Source organism: Streptomyces sp. NPDC047971, assembly GCF_040653355.1.
In the GTDB taxonomy this organism is placed as follows: Bacteria; Actinomycetota; Actinomycetes; order Streptomycetales; family Streptomycetaceae; genus Streptomyces.
Window position 1 is genome coordinate 60,993 of the sequence record NZ_JBEZNW010000005.1, and the last position, 21,854, is coordinate 82,846.

The window sequence follows — 21,854 nt, forward strand, 5'->3', positions numbered from 1 at the left end:
CCCCGGACGCGGGGCTCGAACGTGCGGGGCGCCCGGAGTCGGCGCCGGACGCCCCGCACTCCCACACCACCCCGCACCCGGGTGTCAGTCGACGTCGGCCCGCGTCGTGCCCATCTTCAGGCCGTCGACCCAGTGGACCGACTCGACGCCGACGATGGTGGAGCCGTACGAGCCCCAGCGGGGCACGTTGCCCTTGAGGTCCCAGGTCCTGGCGTTCTGGCGGTCGACGACCAGCTGGCCGTTGACGTACAGCGCGAAGGAGCCGCTGGTGGAGGTCCGGGCGTCGATGCCCAGTTCGATCTTGTTCCAGGTGCCCGGCGTCCAGGCGACGCTGCCGGCGGAGATCCACTGCTCGCCCGGGGCGACGTACCAGATCTTCAGGCGGCTGTCCTCGACCTTCATGATCACCGGGTAGTTCTGCTCCTGCTCCTCGGCGGTTCCCCAGGACTTCCACTGGAAGACCGTCTGGGCGTTGCCAGTCTTGGTCATGGACTCCCAGCCGAACCAGTACGTCCTGCCGGAGGTCAGCGTGTGGCCGGCGACGCCGTGGCCCTCGCACCGCTCGGAGCCCACCGCCTTGGTGAAGCCGAAGATCTTCCCGCGGCCGTCGGCCCAGTCCGGCTGGTACACGTACGACGGGGAGTCGCAGAGGATCGAGTCGAACACGGCGGTGCCGCCGTTGTCCGCGTCGCCGTTCCACTCGACGGTGGCATGCGCGGGTGTCGCCAGGACGAGGGAGAGGGCCGCGGCGAGGGCCGTGGGGACGAACAGCCGCCCGCGCCGCGGACGGCTGCCCGAGCGGGAGAAGAGGGCGAGGCGGGAGGTGCCCGGGGCGACGCTGTGCTGCATGGAATCCTCCGGTGGGGAGAGGGCGGATGGCCGCGGGAGATGCGCGTCCCCGTGCGGATGTGGGGGCGGGAGCGCGCGGCCGCGCGGGGGAGTCGCGCGTCGTCGGTGCGGAGCCGACGACGCGCCGTCGGCCGGTCGGCCGGTCGGGTGCGGGGGAGGGCGCCGCCCTGGACGCGCGGGCGCGGGCCCGGCGGCGCCCCCCCCGTGCGGGGGTCAGCCGAGGCGGACGGTGATCCTCTGAGGCGCGCCGGCCTGCCCGGTGAGGTCGCCGAAGACGAGCCTCAGAGACGAGCCGGTGGTCGCCGCGGTGACCGTGCCGGGCTTGGAGAGCACCGTGCTCACCCGGCGGTTCCAGACGACCTCCAGTGAGGTGGCCTGCCGTGCGGGGTCCGAGACGACGACGGTGGCCGTGCCGTTGCGGTGCTCCCGTACGAGGACGGAGGCGGGGGCGCTCGCGCGGACCTTGTCGACGGTGCCCGCCGCCCAGAAGTTCACGGCGGTGAGACCCAGCTTCTGGACGCGCACCCCTTGCTGGTCGGTGGAGTTGGCGAGGATCCGCAGCCACCCCCGGTCGCAGGCTCGGTGTGCGGTGGTGGCGGCGCTCGCTCCCGGCAGCAGCACATAGGCGTAGTCACCGTCGGTCGGATCGACGCCGTGGTCGGTGAAGAGGGTCAGGTAGCGGCGGGTGACCGGGTCGGGGGAGCCGCCCGTGTTGATGTCCCGCCAGGAGCCGGTGCGCTCCTCGCGCACCGCGGTGAGCTCGGCTCCGCCGGGGAAGACATAGCCGGCCTGCCCGGCGATGTGGGCCCACTCGGCGTCGCCGAAGGCGGCCGTCCAGCCCTGCGTCACGGGCTGCGTCCTGCCGTCGACGGTGAGGACCGGCGCGCCGGTGGCGCCGAGGGCGCGGTTGTCGACGGTCGTCTCGACGGCGTGGCCGTCCGTGGAGGTGATGCCGGCGCCGAGGCAGACGATCGAGTCGTCGAGGCAGAACCAGGACTTCTTGGCGTTCATCGTGCTGGAGATGCCCTTGAGGTGCTGGCCGATGGCGGCGTACTCGCCGTCCGTGGTCCCGCCGACCCAGGCGGCGTCCGGCATGGGCTGACCCCAGTTGCCGCCCTCGCCGTCGGCGAGCGGCTTGCGTGAGGCGGTGATGCCGGGGAGACGGTACGGGTCGACGGTGGGCCAGTAGGCGTCCGAGTACTGCTCCAGACCGAAGTCGCCGCCCCACCACGAGAGCCACCCGGCGCCGGTGTGGTAGCCGCGGGCGTGCTCCCCGTTGCCGAACTCGTAGTGGGCGATGCGGCTGGAGGCCATGGAGATCGAGGCGGCCCAGTCGCGCCTGCGGTGGGTCGCTCGTGCCATGTTGTGGAACAGCCGGTGCTCCACCGGCTCGGGGGCGGCCTTGACGGAGGTGTCGTCCTGCAGGGCCTGCAGGAGCGATGCCCTGATCAGGCTGAGACCGGGGTTCTTGAGCGCGGGGTAGTAGTAGTCGCGCTGCAGCCAGCCCTTGACCATCGCCCGCCAGCGGGCGTTCTCCTCGGGGCTCGCCCCCTGGCCGACGAGGAGGATGGTCGCCATCAGGCCGTGGGCGCGCTGGTGTTCGTCGGTGCCGATGCGGCTGATGCCCCGGCTGCTGACGTTGTCCATCATCAGACCGTTGTAGATGAACGGTGCGACCGCCTTCTCGATCGTGTCGAGGAAGAGCTGGGTGCCCGGGTCCGTCACTTCCCAGCTCGAACCGCGCAGCAGGGCGAGCAGTCGGCCCACACCGTCGTGCAGTACCGCGCCGTACCCGCCGATGTAGGGGACGTTGCGGTGCTGGACGAACGAGCCGTCGTCGTAGAAGCCGTCGCCGGAGGTGACGTAGGGGAACACCGGGGCCAGCGCCTGGGACGCCAGCGCGATCCTGCCCGCGTCCTTGCCGACGATCCCGCGCAGGATCACTCCGCGGCACAGGTCGACCCGGTTGGCGCCGGTGCTGGTGCCCGTGTACGAGGCGAAGACCGAGTCCGGCACGAACGCGTCGACGGCCCGGCAGTAGGCGGCGATCTGCGCCGCCGACAGGTGGTCGTACATCAGCACGCAGGTGTCCATCAGCGCCTGGGGCGCGCCGATCTGCCAGTTGTACCAGTTGCCGTACCGCGCGGTGGTCTCGTTGTAGACCTCGGCGTAGAGGTGGTCGAGGCCGGTGAGGACGGCGTCGCGGAGTCCGGCGTCCCCGGTCAGCCCGGTGCCGGGCTGCGCGTACGCCTCGGCCATGGTGCGCAGCCGGTTGTAGCTGTCGTTCATGACCGCGGAGAAGGCGTACGACTCCGCGTCGAGGTCGGGCTCCGGGTCGGTCCAGACGCGGCCGGGCCAGAGCGAACCGCTCGCCCGCGCCATGGTCGCCCGGTAGCCGGCCGCGGTCGTGCCGAGGTTGCCGAGGATGGTGCGGTACGGCTCGGCGGTGGGGCTGAAGCCCGTGCCGAGGATGAGGTCGCGCCACTTGCCGCGCAGCGCGTCGAACTCCGTGTCGAGGGCCGACGCGTCGACGGCCCGCAGGGCCTCCGAGGCGTGGGACGGGTGGGCGAGGGCGCCGGTCAGTCCGAGGGCGAGCGCGCCCCCACCGGCGGCGTGGAGGAAGGTGCGGCGACGCCAGGGAGATGGCATGGGAGACGACCTTTACGGGAGGAGCGCGTCGTTGCCTCGGCGCTGTCGCTGGCTCGTAAGCGTGGGGTTTCTAACACGCTTAAAAGCAAGAGAGCAACGGTTTGGACAAGAACCGCCATCATCTATCTCTTCAACAAGAAAACGACAGAAACGATCGCCGGGTGGCTACACTGCGCCTGAACTGGGATGTCGCACGAGGGGAGCGGGGAAAGTGCACGCGGAACACAGGCACCAGGCGATCCTGCGCAGGCTGCGGGAAGAGGGCTCCCTGCGGGTCAGCGACTTCGCCGCCGAACTGGGCGTCTCCCCGGTCACGATCCGCCGGGACGTGGAGGCCCTCGCCGACCGCGGCCTGGTCGCCCGCGTGCACGGCGGGGCCATGCTCCCCGAGACCTGGGCGGAGACCGCGCCCGCCGAAGTGGATCCGGCCGCCCCGGCTCGCGGCCGCGAGCGCGTCATCGGCCTGATCGTGCCGTCCGCCGACTACTACTACCCCGAGGTCATCAAAGGCGCCCGCGAGGCCGCGACCGGCCACAACGTCCGGCTGGTGCTGGACATCTCGGGATACGACGCGGACGAGGAGCGCACACAGGTCGAGCGGATGATCGCCGACGGCGTCGACGGCCTGCTGGTGGTTCCGACCGGCCCGCGCGGCTGGTACGAGCAACTGCCCGTTCCCGTCGTGATCGTGGAGCGCCGGCCCGAGGCGGACGAGGCCGCCGGGATCGACCACGTCGTCTCCGACCATGTCCACGGGGCGCGCCTGGCCGTGCGGCACCTCGCGGAGGCGGGCCGCACCCGCCTCGCGCTGCTCGTGCGGGGCACGAGCCCGACCGCGCAAGGGATCATCGAGGGTTTCGAGGCCGGCGTGCGCGCGGCCGGGCTCGAAGCCCCCCTCCCGGCATCCGTCCTGGACACCGCCGGCGCGCGCCCCGGAGAACCGGGGAGCGGCGACCCGGTCGAGGCGCTGCTCGACGCCGCGGCGGCCGGCCGCGTCGACGCCGTCGTCGCCCATCCGGACAACGAGGCGCTCGCGCTGCTGAGGAGGCTGCGCGCCCGGTCGGTGCAGGTCCCGGGCGACGTGGCGATCGTGGCGTACGACGACGAGGTGGCCGGACTCGCCGACATCCCGCTGAGCGCCATCGCCCCGGCGAAACACGAAGTCGGCGCGTCCGCCGTGGAGTTGCTGGTGCGCAGACTGGCACAGCCCGACGCTCCCCGGCACCGGCTGTTCGTGCTCCCGCGGCTGCGGGCGCGCTCGTCCAGCGGCGGCTGACGCGGCCGGCCCTCCTGCTTTCCCGTCCCCGGAAGGCCCGGTCGGGGTGGCCTCCGGCGTAGGTCCGGTCGGGGTTCGCTTCTCGTGCGTCGCCCGGGTCGGGGTGATGTCCTCCGGCGTCAGTCCGGGCCGCCCGCCCTGGGGCCGGGCTCCTGGCGCCGGATCCGGGCGAGGACGACGACGGCGTCGTCGGTGGGCGCGTCCGGCAGCAGACGCTCCAGGATCCCGTCCGCCGTCTCCTCCAACGTGCCGGTGGCGCCGGCGAGTTGTGATCGCAGAGCGGCCACTCCCTCGTCGATGTCGACGCCGCGCGCCTCGACCAGGCCGTCGGTGTACAGCGCGAGGGTGTCGCCGTCGTGGAGCTCGATCTCCGTCGTACGGAAGGGCACGTCGCCGACGCCCAGCGGCACCCCCAGCACCTCGTCGATGGACTCCACGGTGCCGTCGGCCCGGCGGCGCAGCGGCGGCAGGTGACCCGCGTTGGCGATGCGGGCCAGGCCCGTCGTCGGGTCGTAGCGGATGTAGAGGCAGGTCGCGTACGCGATGCCGGCGTCCTGGGCGCAGGCGTCGAGTTCCGTGAGGAGACTGTCGGGTTCCAGGTTCTGGCGGGCCAGCGCCTTGGCGGTGATGCGCAGGCGCCCCATCGCCGCCGCCGCCGGCACGCCGTGCCCCATCACGTCACCGACCACCAGCGCCACCCGGCCGCCCGGCAGGTCGATCACGTCGTACCAGTCGCCCCCCACCTCCGTGGCGTGACCGCCGGGCAGGTAGCGGTGGGCGACCCGCACGGCCGGGCTGCTCGCCAGGGCGGTGGGCAGCAGCTCCCGCTGGAGGGTGAGCGCGATGTCCTGGACCCGGCTGTAGAGCCGCGCGTTGTCCAGGCACAGCGCGGCCCGCGAGGCGAGCTCGCCCGCCAGGCTGAGGTCCTGACCGGTGAAGACGGGGCGGGAATCGGAGCGGCCGAACATGGCGATCCCCTGCACGGTGCCCCGCGCGATGAGGGGCGCGATGAGCAGACAGGTCAGACCGCTGTCGATCAGGAGCCGGGCGCGGGCCTGGTGGATGACCGTCCGGGTCATGAAGTCGGCGTTCACGGGTACGCAGACGGGCCGGCCCGTGGTGAGAGTCTCGTGGATGCTGGAGCCGGGCGGATAGGTCACCCGCTCCAGGCCGCCGACCAGCTCGGGGGCGGGCGGCGGGAGGCAGGTGCCGGCCGCGATCCGGCGGGTCACCAGCACCGATTCCGGATCGAACACCTCGCGTTCGTCCTTCCACTCCACGACCTCCACCACGGAGGCGTCGCAGAACTCGGGCACGACGGCCTCGACCAGTTCGCGGGCGGTGACGTTCACGTCCAGCGTCGTACCGACGCGGTTCGCGGCCCGGTCCAGCAGCGCCAGCCGCTGCCGGCCGGCGGCCGCCTCCACGATGGCCTGCTCGCGGTCGGTGACGTCCACGAGGAGACCGCCCAGGCCGGGGCGCGTGCCGACGGCCCGGCTGAGGGGGAAGAAGCTCACGGAGCGTACCTGGTCACGGTCGGGGCGGCCCGGGGTGCGCAGGACGACGAGGGTGCTCACGACGGGCCCGCCCCCGTCGGCGACGGCCCGCAGCATGCGCTGGTACTCGCCCCCGTCGGAAGTGATCATGAACTCTTCCATGGTCCGGCCGATGTGATCCTCGACGGGGATCCCGTCCATGTCGGCCAGGGCCTGGTTGAGATGGACGTAGCGCAGGTTCTCGTCGAGCATCACCAGGCCGATCGGGCACGTCTCGAAGAGCGCGTCGAGAAAGGCGAGGTTGGTCTTCACCCGGTCGAGCCCCTCGCTCTCGCTCGCCAGCCCCAGGATGACGGAGCCTCCCTCGGCCCCGGTCACCGGGAAGACCCGGAACCCGCAGTCGAAGACCCTGCCGTCCCGGTGCAGCGTCGGCACGCGGGTGCGCCAGTAGCCCAGCGTGCGGCCGCGCTCGGCGAGGCGTTCCGCCGCGCCGGCCCCGTCGAGGGGAGCGGCGGGAAAGAGGAGGGCGGCCGGCCGGGACAGGACGTCCACGGCCCGGTGACCGAAGAGCCGCTGGGCACCCGGCCCCCAGTAGCAGATCCGGCCCTCCTCGTCGATGCCGAGCACGGCCACGGCCACGTGCTCCAGCAGCGTCCCGGGCTCCGACCAGAGAGGTCCGGGAGCCTGCTCGTCCGGCGGTCGACCCCCCGGTCGAGGCGAGGACACCGGGCCCCCTTTCCGGAACGGACGGCGGGCGAGCGCGCGACGCACCCGCGGAGCGGGACTCTCACGTCAATTCTGCCCGCGCTCCGTGGTTCGGACATCAGGAGTCGGGATCGGAGCCCGCGAAGGTCCGTCATGGCCCCGCAACGCGCGGCGGCCGGAACCCCCGGACGCAACGCGCGGCGGCCAGGACACCTGTCTGTGTCCCGGCCGCCTCACGACGCGTGCCTCACCCGATCTCGACGAGGAGGTCGCCGCCTTCCACCTGCTGGATCCTGCTGATGGCCAGGCGGGACACCCGCCCGCTCCTCGGAGCGGTGATCGCCGCCTCCATCTTCATCGCCTCGATGGTGGCCACCGTCGCACCGGCCTCCACCTCGTCGCCCTCGGCGACGGCCAGCGTCACCACACCGGCGAACGGCGCGGCCACATGCCCCGGGTTCGCCCGGTCCGCCTTCTCGGTCACCGGGAGGTCGGCGGCCGCCGCGTCGTCGCGCACCTGGATCGGCCGCAGTTGGCCGTTCAGGGTGGACACCACGGTGCGCATGCCGCGTTCGTCGGCCTCGCCGATGGCCTCCAGTTCGATGAGGAGCCGTACGCCGGGCCCGAAGTCGACGGTGTACTCCTTCCCGGGGCGCAGCCCGTAGAAGAAGTCCTTGCTGTCGAGCACGCTCGTGTCGCCGTACGCCTGACGGTGCGCCTCGTACGCCTTCGTCGGACCGGGGAACAGCAGCCGGTTCAGCGTCGCGCGCCGGTCCTTGGCCAGACCGGTCCTGTCCTCCGCGGTGAGCTCCCGCATCGGCTTGGGGCCCGCGCGGCCCTCCAGCGCCTTGCTGCGGAACGGCTCCGGCCAGCCGCCCGGAGGCGTGCCCAGCTCGCCGTGGAGGAAACCGACGACCGAGTCGGGGATGTCGAAGCGGTTCGGCGCCGCCTCGAAGTCCTCGGGCGCCACCCCGGCACCCACGAGGTGCAGCGCGAGGTCGCCCACCACCTTCGACGACGGCGTGACCTTCACCAGCCGGCCCAGCATCCGGTCCGCGGCGGCGTACGTCGACTCGACGTCCTCGAACCGGTCGCCGAGACCGAGCGCGACGGCCTGCGTGCGCAGGTTGGAGAGCTGCCCGCCGGGAATCTCGTGGTGGTAGACGCGTCCCGTCGGCGAGTCGAGACCCGCCTCGAAGGGGGCGTAGACCTTGCGGACGCTCTCCCAGTACGGCTCCAGATCGCCGACCGCCTGCAGGTCGAGGCCGGTGGGCCGGTCGGAGTGGTCGGTCGCGGCGACGATCGCCGAGAGCGACGGCTGCGAGGTCGTACCGGCCATGGAGGCCACCGCGCCGTCCACCGCGTCCGCCCCGGCCTGGATCGCCGCGAGGTAGGTGGCCAGCTGACCGCCCGCGGTGTCATGGGTATGGATGTGCACCGGCAGGTCGAACTCGCTGCGCAGCGCGGAGACGAGCCTGGCCGCGGCGGGGGCCCGCAGCAGGCCCGCCATGTCCTTGACCGCCAGCACGTGCGCGCCGGCGTCGACGATCTTCTCGGCCAGCCGCAGGTAGTAGTCCAGGGTGTACAGCTTCTCCGCCGGGTCGGAGAGGTCGGAGGTGTAGCAGAGCGCGACCTCGGCCACCGCCGTCCCGGTCTCCCGTACGGCCTCGATGGCGGGACGCATCTGGTCGACGTCGTTGAGCGCGTCGAAGATCCGGAAGATGTCGATGCCGGTGGCGGTGGCCTCCTGCACGAAGGCGTCGGTCACCTCGGTCGGGTACGGGGTGTACCCCACGGTGTTGCGGCCGCGCAGCAGCATCTGCAGGCAGATGTTCGGCACGGCCTCGCGCAGGGCCGCCAGGCGCTCCCACGGGTCCTCCGCGAGGAAGCGGAGCGCGACGTCGTAGGTGGCGCCGCCCCAGCACTCCAGGGACAGCAGCTGAGGCAGGTTGTGCGCCACCGCGGGGGCGACCGCCAGCAGATCCTTGGTCCGCACCCGGGTGGCGAGGAGCGACTGGTGGGCGTCACGGAACGTGGTGTCGGTGACCCCGATGGTCGGCGACTCGCGCAGGCTCCGGGCGAAGCCCTCGGGGCCCAGCGCGAGGAGCTTCTGCCGGGAGCCGGCGGCCGGCTCACCGGCGGACAGCGCGGGCAGCTTGCCGGCCGGTGAGGCCAGCTCGGGCCGAGGACCGTGCGGCTTGTTCACGGTCACGTCGGCGAGGTAGGTCAGCAGCTTGGTGCCGCGGTCGGCGGAGTGACGCGCGGTGAGCAGGTGCGGACGCTGTTCGATGAAGGCCGTCGTGACGTGTCCCGCCTGGAAGTCCGGGTCGTCGAGCACCGCCTGCAGGAAGGGGATGTTCGTGGACACGCCCCGGATGCGGAACTCGGCCACCGCGCGCCGGGCCCGGTCGACCGCGGTCCCGAAGTCCCGGCCCCGGCAGGTCAGCTTGACCAGCATCGAGTCGAAGTGGGCGCTGACCTCCGTACCGGCATGGGTGGTGCCGCCGTCGAGCCGGATGCCGGAGCCGCCGGGGGAGCGGTACGCGCTGATCATGCCGGTGTCCGGGCGGAAGCCGTTGGCCGGGTCCTCGGTGGTGATCCGGCACTGCAGGGCGGCGCCGCGCAGGACGACGGACTCCTGCGCCAGGCCGAGGTCGGCCAGCGTCTCGCCCGAGGCGATCCGCAGCTGCGACTGCACCAGATCGACGTCGGTGACCTCCTCGGTCACCGTGTGCTCGACCTGGATGCGCGGGTTCATCTCGATGAAGACGTGGTTGCCGTCGCGGTCGAGCAGGAACTCCACGGTGCCCGCGTTGCGGTAGCCGATCCGCCGGGCGAAGCGCACGGCGTCGTCGCAGATGCGCTCCCGTACCTCGGGGTCGAGGTTCGGGGCGGGAGCGAGTTCGATCACCTTCTGGTGGCGCCGCTGCAAGGAGCAGTCGCGTTCGAACAGGTGGATGACGTTGCCCTCGGCGTCGGCGAGGATCTGCACCTCGATGTGGCGCGGGTCGACGACGGCCTTCTCCAGGAAGACCGTCGCGTCGCCGAAGGCCGACTCGGCCTCGCGGGCCGCCGCCTCGATGGACTCGCGCAGGGTCGCCGGGTCCTCGACCCGTCGCATGCCGCGCCCTCCGCCGCCGGCGACGGCCTTGACGAACACCGGGAAGCCGATGTCCTCGGCGGCGGCCACCAGCTCGTCCACGTCGGTGGAGGGTGCCGAGGAACCCAGCACGGGCACGCCCGCCTCCCGGGCGGCGGCCACGGCCCGCGCCTTGTTACCGGTCAGCTCCAGGGTCTGCGCGTCCGGGCCCACGAAGGTGATGCCCGCCTCCTCGCAGGCGCGCGCGAGTTCCGGGTTCTCGGACAGGAATCCGTACCCCGGGTAGACGGCGTCGGCACCGGCGAGGCGGGCCGCCCGGATGATCTCCTCCACGGAGAGGTACGCCCGCACCGGATGTCCGGGCTCACCGATCTCGTACGCCTCGTCGGCCTTCAGACGGTGCAGTGAGTTGCGGTCCTCGTGGGGGAAGACGGCGACCGTGCGCGCACCCAGTTCGTAGCCGGCGCGGAACGCGCGAATCGCGATCTCCCCGCGATTGGCCACCAGTACCTTGCGGAACATCATGATCCCTTCACCCTGCCGGTGATGAGCAACGGGTCGCCGGCATCTCCCCGCGTACCCAGTGCCCAGGGAGGCACTCGCCCGCGTCGCGCCCTGCTCGTTTCGGCAACGCTAAGGGCTGCGCCGTGGCCTTCTGAAGGTCCCACGACAGTGACATGGATCATCGCGACGCGGCTGTCTGTGCCATGCGTGGAGGGGGTATCCGCCCGGGCGCCCGTGACCGTCGGTCCGGGGCGGTGCCGCAGAGCGGCGCGAGTGCTCTGCCGACGGCGGAAGAATCCTTTTCCCATCATGCAACCCATTCGGGTGATATTTGACTGTCCCCATATTTTTCAGTGCCTATGATCCACCGTTGTGACAGAGAGTCAGTACGCCCGGGTCGCCCAGGACTCGGCTGATGTGGTCATCCTCGGGGCCGGCCCGGCCGGCCTGGTGCTGGGCAACCTCTTACTTCGCGACGGCATCGACTGTGTCGTCCTGGAACGCGCGGGACGCGAACATGTCGAGAACCGGGCGCGCGCCGGCTTCCTCGCCGCGAACACGGTGCGGATCCTGGAGCGCCACGGTCTGGACGAGGGAGTGCGCAGGCGCGGGCGGGAGCACAGCGTCTGCGAGTTCCGCACCGAGGACGGCCGTTTCCGCCTGGACTACCGAGAGCTCGGCCGGGGCGAGCCGCACACCGTGTATCCCCAGCACGAGCTGGTCGCCGACCTGCTGGCCCGGTACATCGACGCCGGGGGGCGGATCCGGTTCGGCACCGAAGCGGTCGCCGTGTCCGACGCCGACGGTCCCACCCCCACGGTGACCGTGCGGGACGAGGACGGGCGCCCCGGACAGTGGCGAGGACGGTACGTCGCCGCCTGCGACGGCCGCCATGGGGCGGGACGGCGCTCGCTCCCGCCCGGCGCGGCCCGCCACCACCGCGACCACGGAGTGTCCTGGCTCGGCCTGCTCGCCGAGGCGCCCCCGAGCCTGGACGCCGTCGGCTACGCGACCCACCCCCGCGGGTTCGCCGGGCACATGGCCCGCTCCGCCGAGATCACCCGCTACTACCTGCAGTGCGAGCGCGGCACCCGGGCGGAGGAGTGGACCGAGGACCGGGTCTGGGACGAACTCGACCTGCGCATGCGCGCGACCGAGTACGGGCCCCTGCTGCGGGGCCGGATCGTCCAGCGCGCCGTCGTCGACCTGGAGTCCGACGTGCTCGAACCGCTGCGTCACGGCTCGCTGTTCCTGGTGGGCGACGCGGCCGCCCTCATCAGCCCGTCCGCCGCGAAGGGCGCCAACCTCGCGGTGCTGGAGGCGGAGATCCTGGCCCGGGCCCTGAGGGCCGACCTCGCCCACGACGACCCCGAGCCCCTCGCCTCGTACTCGGATCGCTGCCTCGCCCACATCTGGCGTGCGCAGGAGTTCTCGCACTGGATGATCCGTCTCCTGCACGACGACCCGGGCTCGGAGGACGCCTCTCTCTTCCAGCGACGTCTGCGCCACTCGCGGATCGCCTCGCTGCGTGCCTCGCGCACCCAACAGGACTGGTTCGCCGAGAACTACGTCGGCGTCTGACCGGCCCTCGCCTCGCTCCTCCCCTCGCCTTTCGTCCCGTTCCTCCGGGCCACGCCCCGGGCCGACCGTGCCTTCGCGCGGCGTGCTCCGGTGGCCGGGCCCGGGCCTCCCCCTTCACCCACGGACAGGGAATGCATTCCGACCATCCCTTCACCATGCCCGCGGCCACGCCCACGCCCGCGGCCACTGCCACGAACGCCATGCCCGTGACCACCTCGACGGCGCGCGCCGCCGGCGACGCGGAACGGCTCGGCGCGACAGCGGCGTTCGTCCGGGAACAGGACACCTCCGTCCTGCTCTCCCGCGTGCTGCCCGGCCTCGACGGTCCCGAACTGCGGGCCCTGACGGACCAGTGCCGCTTCGCGCACGCCGCCGTGCTGGTCTTCCCGCCCGACGAGCCGACGCTGCGGACGGAACTGACCGCTTGCGGCCTCGCCGACACACGGGCGCAGCCGAGCGTCGTGGTCCGCGAACGCCTCGCGGCACGTCACCGCCGCAAGCCCGAGGATCTTGACGTAAGGATTCTCCGTCCCCTGGTCCGCGGCCCCGCCGGAGAGCCTCGGGCGGTCGAGGTGTTCGCGCTGACGGTGCCCCCCGGCTCCGAACTGTCCGGGATCGCCGCCGAGGAACGCCGTCTTGACCGCGAGGCGCACCTCGCCTTCGACGTCGTACGCCCCGATCCGCTGGTCCTGCGCGGGTTGTTGGCGAGCTTCGCGCGGCACGGCGCCGCCGCCGACGGAGGCGGCTACAACCCGCACGAGGACGGCACGGTCTTCTACTTCACCGCTCCCGCCGACACGAAGACCGCTTACCGGCGGGTCGAGCTGTACGCGAGCGGAGACCACCGGGACGTACTGACCGAGCACCTCGGCCGCGCCCACGCCCCGGTGGGCCCGGCAGGACAGACCGACGCGTCAGGGCCGGGGGAAACGCTCCTGTGGCTGCTGACCGGCGCCTGGACGACCCAGGCGCTGGCGGCCTGCGCGACGCTGCGGCTCCCGGAGGCCATGAACCGCCACACCGGGGTCGACAGCGCGGAGCTGGCCCGGACCGTCGGCGCCGACCCCCAGGGCCTGGCGACCCTGCTGCGGTACCTCGCCATGCTGGGCGTGGTCCGTGAGGGCCCCGACGGATTCCGCCTCACCGGCGTCGGCGCGCTCCTCGACGAGGACGCCCCGGGCTCGATGCGACCACTGGCCCTGATGTACGGCGGCCCCTTCTACCAGTCCTTCGCCCACCTGACCCACACCGTACGCAGCGGACGCCCCGGCTTCGAGCACCTCTACGGCGAGAACCACTTCGACCACTTCGCCCGCGATCCCGAACTCGCCGCGCTCTTCGACCGGTCCATGGTGTCGAGCGCCGCCATGTTCGACGCCCTCCCCGCGCACCCGGTCCTGACCGCCGCCGCCACCGCCCCCGGACGCCCACGCACCGTGGTCGACATCGCGGGCGGCACCGGAGAGCTCCTCGGCCGCGTCCTGACCGCCCATCCCACCCTGCGCGGCATCCTCCTCGAACGCCCCCAGGTCCTCGCCGCGGCGCGCACGTACCTGGCCGCCACCGGCGTCGGCGGGCGATGCGACTACCGGGCGGGCGACTTCGCGGACGTACCCCCGGGCGGCGACGTCTACATCCTCTCCCGGGTCCTGCACGACTGGGACGACGACCGCTGCCGGACCATCCTGCGGCACTGCGCCGAGGCGATGCCCGAACACGCGGACCTGCTCATCGTCGAGCGCCTGCTGCCGGACGGCGCCACCCCTTCGCTCGCCACCGCGTGGGACCTCCACATGATGTGCAACACCGGGGGCCGTGAGCGTACGGCCGGCCACTACGCGGGACTGCTGGACGAGCACGGCCTCGAACTCGTCGGCCACACCCCGCTCGCGCTGGGCGCCCACGCCCTGCACGCCCGCAGGCGCTGACGCGTCGGCCTGGAGGGGGCTTCGGAGCTCCCCCTCCAGGCCGACGGGCCGAACCGGGCCCGGAGCCGATGGCCCCGGGTCGGTCCGTCGCCGGTCGTCGCGCGCCCCGACGCTCGTCCGGAGTGGCCTCCTATCCCAGCCCGGCGGGCAGGCGGTCGAGGATCGCCACGAGGTCCGTGCCCGACGGCAGCGTGCCGAAGGCCAGGCCCCGGTCGCCGGCCAGCCGGGAGGCGCAGAAGGCGTCCGCCACGGGAGCGGGGGCGTGCCGTACGAGGAGGGAGCCCTGCAGCACCAGCGCGAGGCGTTCCACCATGCGCCGGGCGCGGAGTTCGGCGTCCTCCGGTCGCGCCAGCTCACCGCGTACCTCCCGCCACGCGGCGTCGAGACGGGCGTCGGCGCCCGCGGCCGCCTCCACCTCGGCACGGAACGCCTCCAGGGACTCCGGCTCCCGCAGCAGCGCGCGCAGCACGTCGAGGGCGTTGACGTTGCCCGATCCCTCCCAGATGCCGTTGAGCGGCGCCTCCCGGTAGAGCCGCGGCATGCCCGACGCCTCGTCGTAGCCGTTGCCGCCCAGGCATTCCAGGGCCTCGGCCACGGCCGCCGGCTGGCGCTTGCACACCCAGTACTTGCCGACCGCCGTGGCCAGGCGGAGGAACGCCCGCTCCCCGGCGTCGCCGCGCTGGGCGCGGTCGGTCGCACCCGCGACCCGCAGGGCGAGGGTGGTGGCCGCCTCCGACTCCAGGGCCAGGTCCGCGAGGACATTGCGCATCAGCGGCTGGTCGATGAGCTTCGCGCCGAACACCGAGCGGTGGCGGGCGTGGTGCGCGGCCTGCGCGAGGGCGGCGCGCGTGCCGGAGGCGGAGCCGAGGATGCAGTCCAGGCGGGTCATGGTGACCATGTCGATGATCGTCCGCACCCCCTTGCCCTCGGCGCCGACCAGCCAGGCCACGGTGTCGTCGAACTCGGGCTCGCTGCTGGCGTTGGAGCGGTTGCCCAGCTTGTCCTTCAGCCGCTGGATACGGAAGGTGTTGCGGCTGCCGTCGGGGAGCACGCGCGGGACGAGGAAGCAGGACAGGCCGCCCGGCGCCTGGGCGAGGACGAGGAAGAGGTCGTTCATCGGGGCGCTGGTGAACCACTTGTGCCCGCGCAGCCGCCAGCTGCCGTCGGCCGTCGGCATGGCCGTCGTGGTGTTGGCGCGGACGTCGGTGCCCCCCTGCTTCTCGGTCATGCCCATCCCCGCGAGGAGTCCGCGCTTGGCGCCGGGCGCCTTCAGAACCGGGTCGTAGGCGCGGGCGGTCAGCAGCGGCTCGTACTCCTTGGCCAGTTCGGGGGAGTGGCGCAGGGCCGGCACCGCGGCGTACGTCATCGACACCGGACAGCCGTGTCCCGCCTCGGCGGAGCTCCACACCATGAAGCCCGCGGCGCGTGCCACATGGGCGCCGGGCCGCTCGTCGGCCCAGGGCGCGCCGGCCAGCCCCTCGCTGATCGCGACGTCCATCAGGGAGTGGTACGAGGGGTGGAAGTCGACCTCGTCGACACGGTTGCCGTAGCGGTCGTGGGTGCGCAGCACCGGCTCGTAGCGGTTGGCCTCCTCGGCCCAGCGCTGGACCTCCGCGCTGCCGGTGCGTCGGCCGATCCGGTGGAGGTCGTCGAGGTACCACTCGGCGCCTTCCCGGCGCACGCCCTCCAGCAGGACCGGGTCCTCGGCGACGTCGTGGCCGACCAGCGGCGGCGCCTGGTTGGTCACCTCGTGGGTGCGGGCGGTGGGGTCGCTGACCGGCCGGGAGTCGGCGGTGGTGGTCATGAGCGTGTCCTTCGGAGTCGTCGGGACGAGGGGCGGAGCCGTGAGGAAGGGGTGCGGTCGGGTCGGGGTGCGTCGGGAACGGCCGGTCAGCCGACCGGCGTTCGTCCCGCGCCCAGGCAGCGCAGGGACATCGCGGTGAGTTCGGCGACGAGCTGGTCGGGGTCCCCCTCGGAGCCGCCCAGCGGGTCCACCAGCACCTCGCCGATGGCGCCGGTCAGGGCGGCCGCGGTGACCTCCGGGTCCTGTGGGGGCAGCGCGCCCGAGGCCACCCCCTCGCTCACGACCTCGGCGAACAGGGTCCGGTACCGGCGCCGGAAGTCCAGGCGCTCGGCACCGACGGCCGGCTCGGCGGGCGCCGCGAGCAAGGCGTAGGCCAGGCCGCGGCGTTCGAGGGACCGCCGGGCGAACACCTCCACGCCCCGCGCGAGTCGCTCGACCGGATCGCCCGGGCTGCGGAGCACCTCGCCCAGCACCTCGACCTCACGGCCCGAGGCGCGCCGGAACACCTCGACGGCGAGCGCCGCCTTGGACGGGAAGTGCTGATAGACCGAGCCGGCGGCGATCCCGGCCGCGGCGGCGACGGCGGTCACCGACGCCTGTGCCCAGCCCACATCGGCCACGACATCGGTGGCCTGCTGGATCAGATGCTCCCGTGCGCTGCTGAGCCGAGCCAGCTCGGCCGGGGTCTTGCGGTACGCCATACAAGCAGTGAATCACCGTTCAGACCTTCACGCCAGAGGGCGGGCACACCCCGGCGGGAAGGATCAGGAGCGCGTGAGGCCCCTCGGTGCCCCGCGACCCGACGGCCCGCCGTGCGCACGGCGCCCCGTCGGGTCGCTCCGCCGGATTGGATGATCATCGTCGGCGCCCGTAGGGTCGGGTCATGGTCGACGAGCAGGTGGGTCGGGGCGGCGGGCGGGGTCCCGGGCGGCCCCGGGAGGAGCGGGTCACCCGGGCGGTGCTGGACGCCGTGGTCGAGCTGGTGGCCGAGCAGGGCATGGGGGCGGTCACGATGGACGCGGTGGCCGCCCGGGCCGGGGTCAGCAAGCCGTCGATGTACCGGCGTTGGCCGACCAAGCAGGACCTCGTCCTCGCCGCCGCCGAGTCGCGCGTCGGTCCGCTGTCCGTTCCGGACATGGGGGACTTCCGCGCCGAGCTGCGCGCGGTGCTCACGGCGCGTCTGGAGGCGTACCGCACGCCGGGCGTCGACCGGCTGCTGGCCGGTGTGATCGCCACCGCGGCCGACCCGGGCGGCGATCGCGGGGCGTACGGCGAGTACACCGCGCGGGTCGCGCGGGAGACGCGGAACATCATCGAGCGCGGGATCGTGCGGGGCGACGTCCGTCCCGGCATCGACGTGGACGCGGCGGTGACGCTGGTCGCCTCCTCGCTGGTGTTCAGGATGGTCGCCGAGCAGCGCATGCCCGACGAGCGGCTGGTGGACTCGGTGGTGGACCTCATGGGCCGCGCCATCGGCGTCACCGGCTGACGACCTTCCCCGGCGTGCCGGTCGCGCCTTCGGCGTCACCGGCTGACGGGCCTCCGTGGCGTACCCGGTCGCGCCCTCGGCGTCACCGGCTGACGGCCTCCCCGCGTACATCCGGCAGGTTCCCGGGCCCCTAATTCGTTACCGCCAGTTTTGAATTTATGGTCCGCACCCCTTGCCGACGCGCGACCACATATCAATACTGCCGGTATCGAATTTTCGAGCCGTTCGGAGGGACCATGGACGCCACCGTCGCCGCCCCCAAGCCCGTACTCGACAAGCCCCTGATGCACTACGGGACACGTGTGCTGGACCGGGTGTCGCCCGGCACCCCGGAGACCCGCTACGAGATCGTCGAGATCACCCCGCTCACTCCGCACTTCGGTGCCGTGCTCGGCGGGGTCGACCTCACCCAGGAGATCGGCGAGGCTCTCGCCGAGGAGCTGCGGCAGGCCCTGCTGGAGTGGAAGGTGATCTTCTTCCGCGGTCAGGCCGGGTTCACGGCCGAGCACCAGCTCGCGCTGGCCGGACTCTGGGGACCGCCGGAGCCCAATCCGTTCTTCCCCGGCACCGAGCACGTCGGGGTCTCCCGGCTCGCCAAGGACGCCAAGGCCCAGGGGAACAAGAACATCTGGCACAGCGACCACTCCTTCATGGCCAACCCGGCCCTCGGCTCGGTGCTGCGCGCCATCGAGGTCCCGGCCGCCGGCGGAGACACGATGTGGGCGGACATGGGAGCGGCGTACGACAACCTCCCGGAAGAACTGCGGGAGCGGATCGAGAACCTCACCGCCGTGCACGACTGGGAGCCCAGCTGGGGCGCGCTGATGAACGACGAGCAGAAGGCCGCCTTCCGCAGGAACTGGCCGCGGGTGGAGCACCCCGTCGTCGTGCGGCACCCACGCAGCGGCCGCAGGACGCTCTACGTCAACGAGCCCTTCACCACCCGCATCGTCGGCCTCTCGGACGCCGAGAGCCGTGAGCTGGTCGACGAACTGGTGCTGCAGGCCCGCATCCCCGAGTACCAGGTCCGCTTCCACTGGGAGGCCGACTCGATCGCCATCTGGGACAACATCGCCACCCAGCACTACGCGATCAACGACTACTACCCGCGGCGCCGGGTGATGGAGCGCATCGCGATCGAGGGCGTCCCCCTCTCCTGATCCCGCGCGTTCCCGGTCCGGGGCCGGCCGCCGGCCCCGGAGCACCGATCACCGCCCTCCCTTGCCGTCCCTTCTCGCACCCCCGCCCTCCCCGCCCGGCGACGACGCCGGCCGCACCCCTCCGGAGGATCCGTGTCCGCCGCTGGCACCACGTCGAGGCAGCTCGGCGATCCGACGCCGGCCGACCGCGCCACCAGGTCCCGTGCCTGGACCGTCACCGGTCTGCTCGTCGTCTTCATGATGATCAACTTCGCGGACAAGTCCGTCCTGGGACTGGCAGCCGACGAGATCCGCGCCGATCTCGGCCTCAGCGCCACCCAGTTCGGCTTCGCCAACAGCGCTTTCTTCCTCCTCTTCTCGGTCGCCGCCGTCGTGGTCGGCATGTACGCCGACCGAGTGCGGCCCAGCACGGTGATCCTGATCATGGCGCTGCTCTGGTCGGTGGCCCAGGTGCCGCCCGCCATCGGCGGCGGGCTGGCCGTGCTGATCGGCTCCCGCGTGATGCTCGGTGCCGCGGAGGGCCCCGCCTTCCCGGTCGCCCAGCACGCCGCGTTCAGCTGGTTCCCCGACCACCGGCGCAATCTGCCCGGCGCCCTGGTCACCCTCGGCATCACCCTCGGCGTGATCACCGCGGCCCCCGGACTCACCTGGATCATCGACCACCACCACTGGCGCACGGCCCTGTGGGTGCTCGCCGCCGTCGGACTGGTCTGGGCGGTGGTCTGGCACCTCCTCGGCGGGACCGGGACGTACCGCACCACCGACGCGGCGCCGCGCGACGCGGCCGGGACCGGACCCTCCGAGGCCGCCGGCGAGCCGGTGTCCTACCGGCGCGTCTTCGCCACCCGGACCTGGCTCGCCGTCACCGCCGCGTACTTCACCTGCTACTGGGGCGTGGCGCTGATGCTCGTCTGGCTCCCCTCCTACCTGCGCAACGGACTCGGCTACTCCTCCGCCGAGGCAGGTCGCCTCGTGGTCCTCCCGTGGGCGATGGGCGCGGTCGTCCTGCTGGCGCAGGCGGGTGTCACCGGATGGCTGATGCGGCGCGGGGTCAGTACCCGGTGGGCGCGTGGTGGCGTCGGCGGTGCGGCCCTCGGCCTGGGCGCCCTCGCCTGCCTCGGCGTACCCCTGGTGGACGGCACCGGCGCCAAGACCGCGTTGCTGGCCATCGGATTCGGCCTCGCCGGCTCCTACGCGGCGGTCGCGGCCACCACCGTCTCCGAACTCGCTCCGCCCGCCCGCGCCAGCGGTGCCCTGGGCGTGATGAACGCCGTGGTCACCACGGCGGGGCTTGCCGCTCCCGCCGTCGTCGGAGTCATGGTGGACAGTCAGGGCGCGGCCGGCTACCAGAACGCCGTGGTCATCACCGGCGTCCTGCTCCTCGTCGGCGCGCTGCTCTCCGCCACCCTCGTCGACCCGTCCCGCGACAGGGCCCTGCTGCGCGCCTGATCCCCTGCGGCGGGCGCGGGCCTCGGGCGGCGCGACAGCGCGCCGCGAACCGACGAGCCGCGCCCGCCCACACTCCCTCCGGACCCCACCTCGACCAGGAGTTGAATCCGCATGACCTCCGTATCCGCCGTCGACACAGCGTCGTTGGACCGCGCCGTCGCCGAACTGCGCGCAGGCGCCGGAACATGGGCGGCCACGCCGCTCGCCGAGCGCACGGCCCTGCTGGAACGTACGCTTCCGCGGATCGCCGAGCGCGCCGCCGCCATGGTCGCGGACGCCGCCGCGGCCAAGGGCTTCGCCGCCGACTCCCCGTGGGCCGCCGAGGACTGGATCGGAGCCCCGTGGGCCCTCGCCCAGGGAATCAGTGCCCAACTGCACGTCCTGCGCCGGATCGCCGCGGGCCGACCGCCCGTCGACCCGCGCTCCGTCCACGAGCGCGACGGGCGCGCCGTCGTGGACGTCTTCCCCGCCACCGCCTGGGACGCGCTGCTGCAGAACGGAACGACCGCGCAGGTGTGGACCACCCCCGGCACCACGGCGCGACAGGTCCTCGACCGGGCGGCGGGGGAGTACCGCGGACGCGCCGGCCGGCCGGCCGTCGCGCTGGTGCTGGGCGCCGGCAATGTCGGGGCCATCACCCCGCTCGACGTCCTGCACAAGCTCTACGCCGAGGGGCAGACCGTCATCGCCAAGATGAACCCGGTCAACGACTACCTCCGCCCGCACTTCGCCCACGTGTTCGCCGAGTTCGTCGACCGGGGCTGGGTGCGATTCGTCGACGGAGGCGCCGACGTCGGCGGCCACCTCGCCGCGCACGACGACGTCGACACCATCCACGTCACCGGCAGCGAGCGCACCCACGACGCGATCGTGTGGGGGACGGACGAGCGGGCCGACGAGCGCCGCCGCGCCGACACCCCCCTGAACGACAAGCCCTTCACCAGCGAACTCGGCGGTGTCACGCCGTGCATCGTCGCGCCGGGCGACTGGAGCGCCGCCGACTTCCGGTACCAGGCCGAACACATCGTCACCAGCAAGATGAACAACTCGGGCCACAACTGCGTCGCCAGCCAGATCCTCGTCCTGCCCCGCGACTGGGACGGCGGCGACCGGCTGCTCGGCGAGATCCGCCGGGTGCTCCGGGAGCTGCCGCCGCGTGCCGACTACTACCCCGGCGCGGGTGACCGGCTGGACGCCGTCCTGGCCGCGTACCCGCGGGCGGAGGCGCTCGGTGACGGGACGTGCCGCCTCCTCGTCCCCGACCTCACCGCCGAGGACGACCTCCTGCTCACCGACGAGGTCTTCGGCAGCGCGCTCGGAGTCGTCCGGCTTCCGGGGGCCGACGCCGACGCCTTCCTCCGCGAGGCGGTGAGCTTCGCCAACGACAGGCTGCCCGGCACCCTGGGCGCCACGCTCATCGTGGACCCCAGGACCGAGCGCGCCCACCGCGCCGCCGTGGACTCGGCGGTCGCGGAGCTGCGCTACGGCACCGTCGGCGTCAACGCCTGGTGCGCGATCGGATTCCTGCTGGGGTACACGCCCTGGGGCGCCCACCCCGGCCACACCCGGCAGGACATCGGCAGCGGCATCGGCTTCGTGCACAACGCGTACCTGCTGGAGGACATCGAGAAGACGGTGCTGCGCGCGCCGTTCGCGCCCGCCCCCCGCGGCCTGTTCACCGGCTCGCCCTCCCTGGCGCCGCGCCCGCCGTACTTCGTGACCAACCGCACCGCCCTGACGACCCTGGAGCGGCTGACCCGCTTCACCGCGGCACCCTCCGTCGCCAAACTCCCCGGTCTCCTCGCCTCCGCCCTGCGCGGCTGACACCACCGTCCCGAGACATCCCTCGAACCGAAGGCCGACC

At 72.9% G+C, this 21,854-nt stretch carries 13 protein-coding genes; 7 read left to right on the forward strand and 6 right to left on the reverse strand.

The window, feature by feature from the left end; all coding sequences use genetic code 11:
- Positions 1 to 84: 84 nt before the first annotated feature.
- Positions 85 to 849 (reverse strand): heparin lyase I family protein, encoded by a 765-nt coding sequence (locus tag AB0D99_RS07070; protein ID WP_362357819.1) that lies wholly within the window; start codon positions 847 to 849, stop codon positions 85 to 87.
- Between the two features lie 213 nt (positions 850 to 1,062).
- Positions 1,063 to 3,498, reverse strand: coding sequence for a polysaccharide lyase 8 family protein (locus tag AB0D99_RS07075; RefSeq protein ID WP_362357821.1), 2,436 nt, complete (start codon positions 3,496 to 3,498; stop codon positions 1,063 to 1,065).
- Between the two features lie 211 nt (positions 3,499 to 3,709).
- Between AB0D99_RS07075 and AB0D99_RS07080 the strand changes: the two genes are divergently transcribed.
- Positions 3,710 to 4,774 carry a substrate-binding domain-containing protein gene (locus tag AB0D99_RS07080; protein ID WP_362357823.1) on the forward strand — a complete coding sequence of 355 codons (1,065 nt, stop codon included), beginning with the start codon at positions 3,710 to 3,712 and terminating at the stop codon, positions 4,772 to 4,774.
- A gap of 119 nt (positions 4,775 to 4,893) precedes the next feature.
- Here AB0D99_RS07080 and AB0D99_RS07085 read toward each other — a convergent pair whose 3' ends face one another.
- Together AB0D99_RS07085 and AB0D99_RS07090 are read right to left on the reverse strand one after the other, a co-directional pair.
- Positions 4,894 to 6,996: a SpoIIE family protein phosphatase gene (locus tag AB0D99_RS07085; protein ID WP_362357825.1), complete on the reverse strand. Its 2,103-nt coding sequence runs from the start codon at positions 6,994 to 6,996 to the stop codon at positions 4,894 to 4,896.
- 226 nt (positions 6,997 to 7,222) lie between these two features.
- Positions 7,223 to 10,597, reverse strand: coding sequence for a pyruvate carboxylase (locus AB0D99_RS07090; RefSeq protein ID WP_362358160.1), 3,375 nt, complete (start codon positions 10,595 to 10,597; stop codon positions 7,223 to 7,225).
- A 354-nt stretch (positions 10,598 to 10,951) separates the two neighbouring features.
- Between AB0D99_RS07090 and AB0D99_RS07095 the strand changes: the two genes are divergently transcribed.
- Both AB0D99_RS07095 and AB0D99_RS07100 read left to right on the forward strand, forming a co-directional pair.
- Positions 10,952 to 12,160, forward strand: a complete 1,209-nt coding sequence (locus tag AB0D99_RS07095; protein WP_362357827.1) for a 4-hydroxybenzoate 3-monooxygenase — start codon at positions 10,952 to 10,954, stop codon at positions 12,158 to 12,160.
- A gap of 131 nt (positions 12,161 to 12,291) precedes the next feature.
- Entirely contained in the window at positions 12,292 to 14,088 is a 1,797-nt protein-coding gene (locus tag AB0D99_RS07100; RefSeq protein ID WP_362357829.1) for a methyltransferase, read from the forward strand.
- A gap of 130 nt (positions 14,089 to 14,218) precedes the next feature.
- Here AB0D99_RS07100 and AB0D99_RS07105 read toward each other — a convergent pair whose 3' ends face one another.
- Together AB0D99_RS07105 and AB0D99_RS07110 are read right to left on the reverse strand one after the other, a co-directional pair.
- Positions 14,219 to 15,892: an acyl-CoA dehydrogenase family protein gene (locus tag AB0D99_RS07105; protein WP_362357831.1), complete on the reverse strand. Its 1,674-nt coding sequence runs from the start codon at positions 15,890 to 15,892 to the stop codon at positions 14,219 to 14,221.
- A gap of 86 nt (positions 15,893 to 15,978) precedes the next feature.
- Complete coding sequence (locus AB0D99_RS07110) at positions 15,979 to 16,593, reverse strand: TetR family transcriptional regulator (RefSeq protein ID WP_362357833.1); 615 nt, start codon at positions 16,591 to 16,593, stop codon at positions 15,979 to 15,981.
- A gap of 182 nt (positions 16,594 to 16,775) precedes the next feature.
- On the opposite strand from AB0D99_RS07110, the gene AB0D99_RS07115 reads away from it, so the two are divergent.
- The 4 genes from AB0D99_RS07115 (at position 16,776) to AB0D99_RS07130 (ending at position 21,814) form a co-directional block, all read left to right on the forward strand.
- Entirely contained in the window at positions 16,776 to 17,381 is a 606-nt protein-coding gene (locus tag AB0D99_RS07115; RefSeq protein ID WP_362357835.1) for a TetR/AcrR family transcriptional regulator, read from the forward strand.
- A 236-nt stretch (positions 17,382 to 17,617) separates the two neighbouring features.
- Positions 17,618 to 18,541 (forward strand): TauD/TfdA family dioxygenase, encoded by a 924-nt coding sequence (locus AB0D99_RS07120; RefSeq protein ID WP_362357837.1) that lies wholly within the window; start codon positions 17,618 to 17,620, stop codon positions 18,539 to 18,541.
- A 132-nt stretch (positions 18,542 to 18,673) separates the two neighbouring features.
- The gene (locus AB0D99_RS07125; RefSeq protein ID WP_362357839.1) at positions 18,674 to 19,990 is read left to right on the forward strand and encodes an MFS transporter; all 1,317 of its coding nucleotides are present in this window, start codon (positions 18,674 to 18,676) and stop codon (positions 19,988 to 19,990) included.
- 111 nt (positions 19,991 to 20,101) lie between these two features.
- Entirely contained in the window at positions 20,102 to 21,814 is a 1,713-nt protein-coding gene (locus tag AB0D99_RS07130) for an aldehyde dehydrogenase family protein (RefSeq protein WP_362357841.1), read from the forward strand.
- The last annotated feature ends 40 nt before the right edge of the window (positions 21,815 to 21,854 follow it).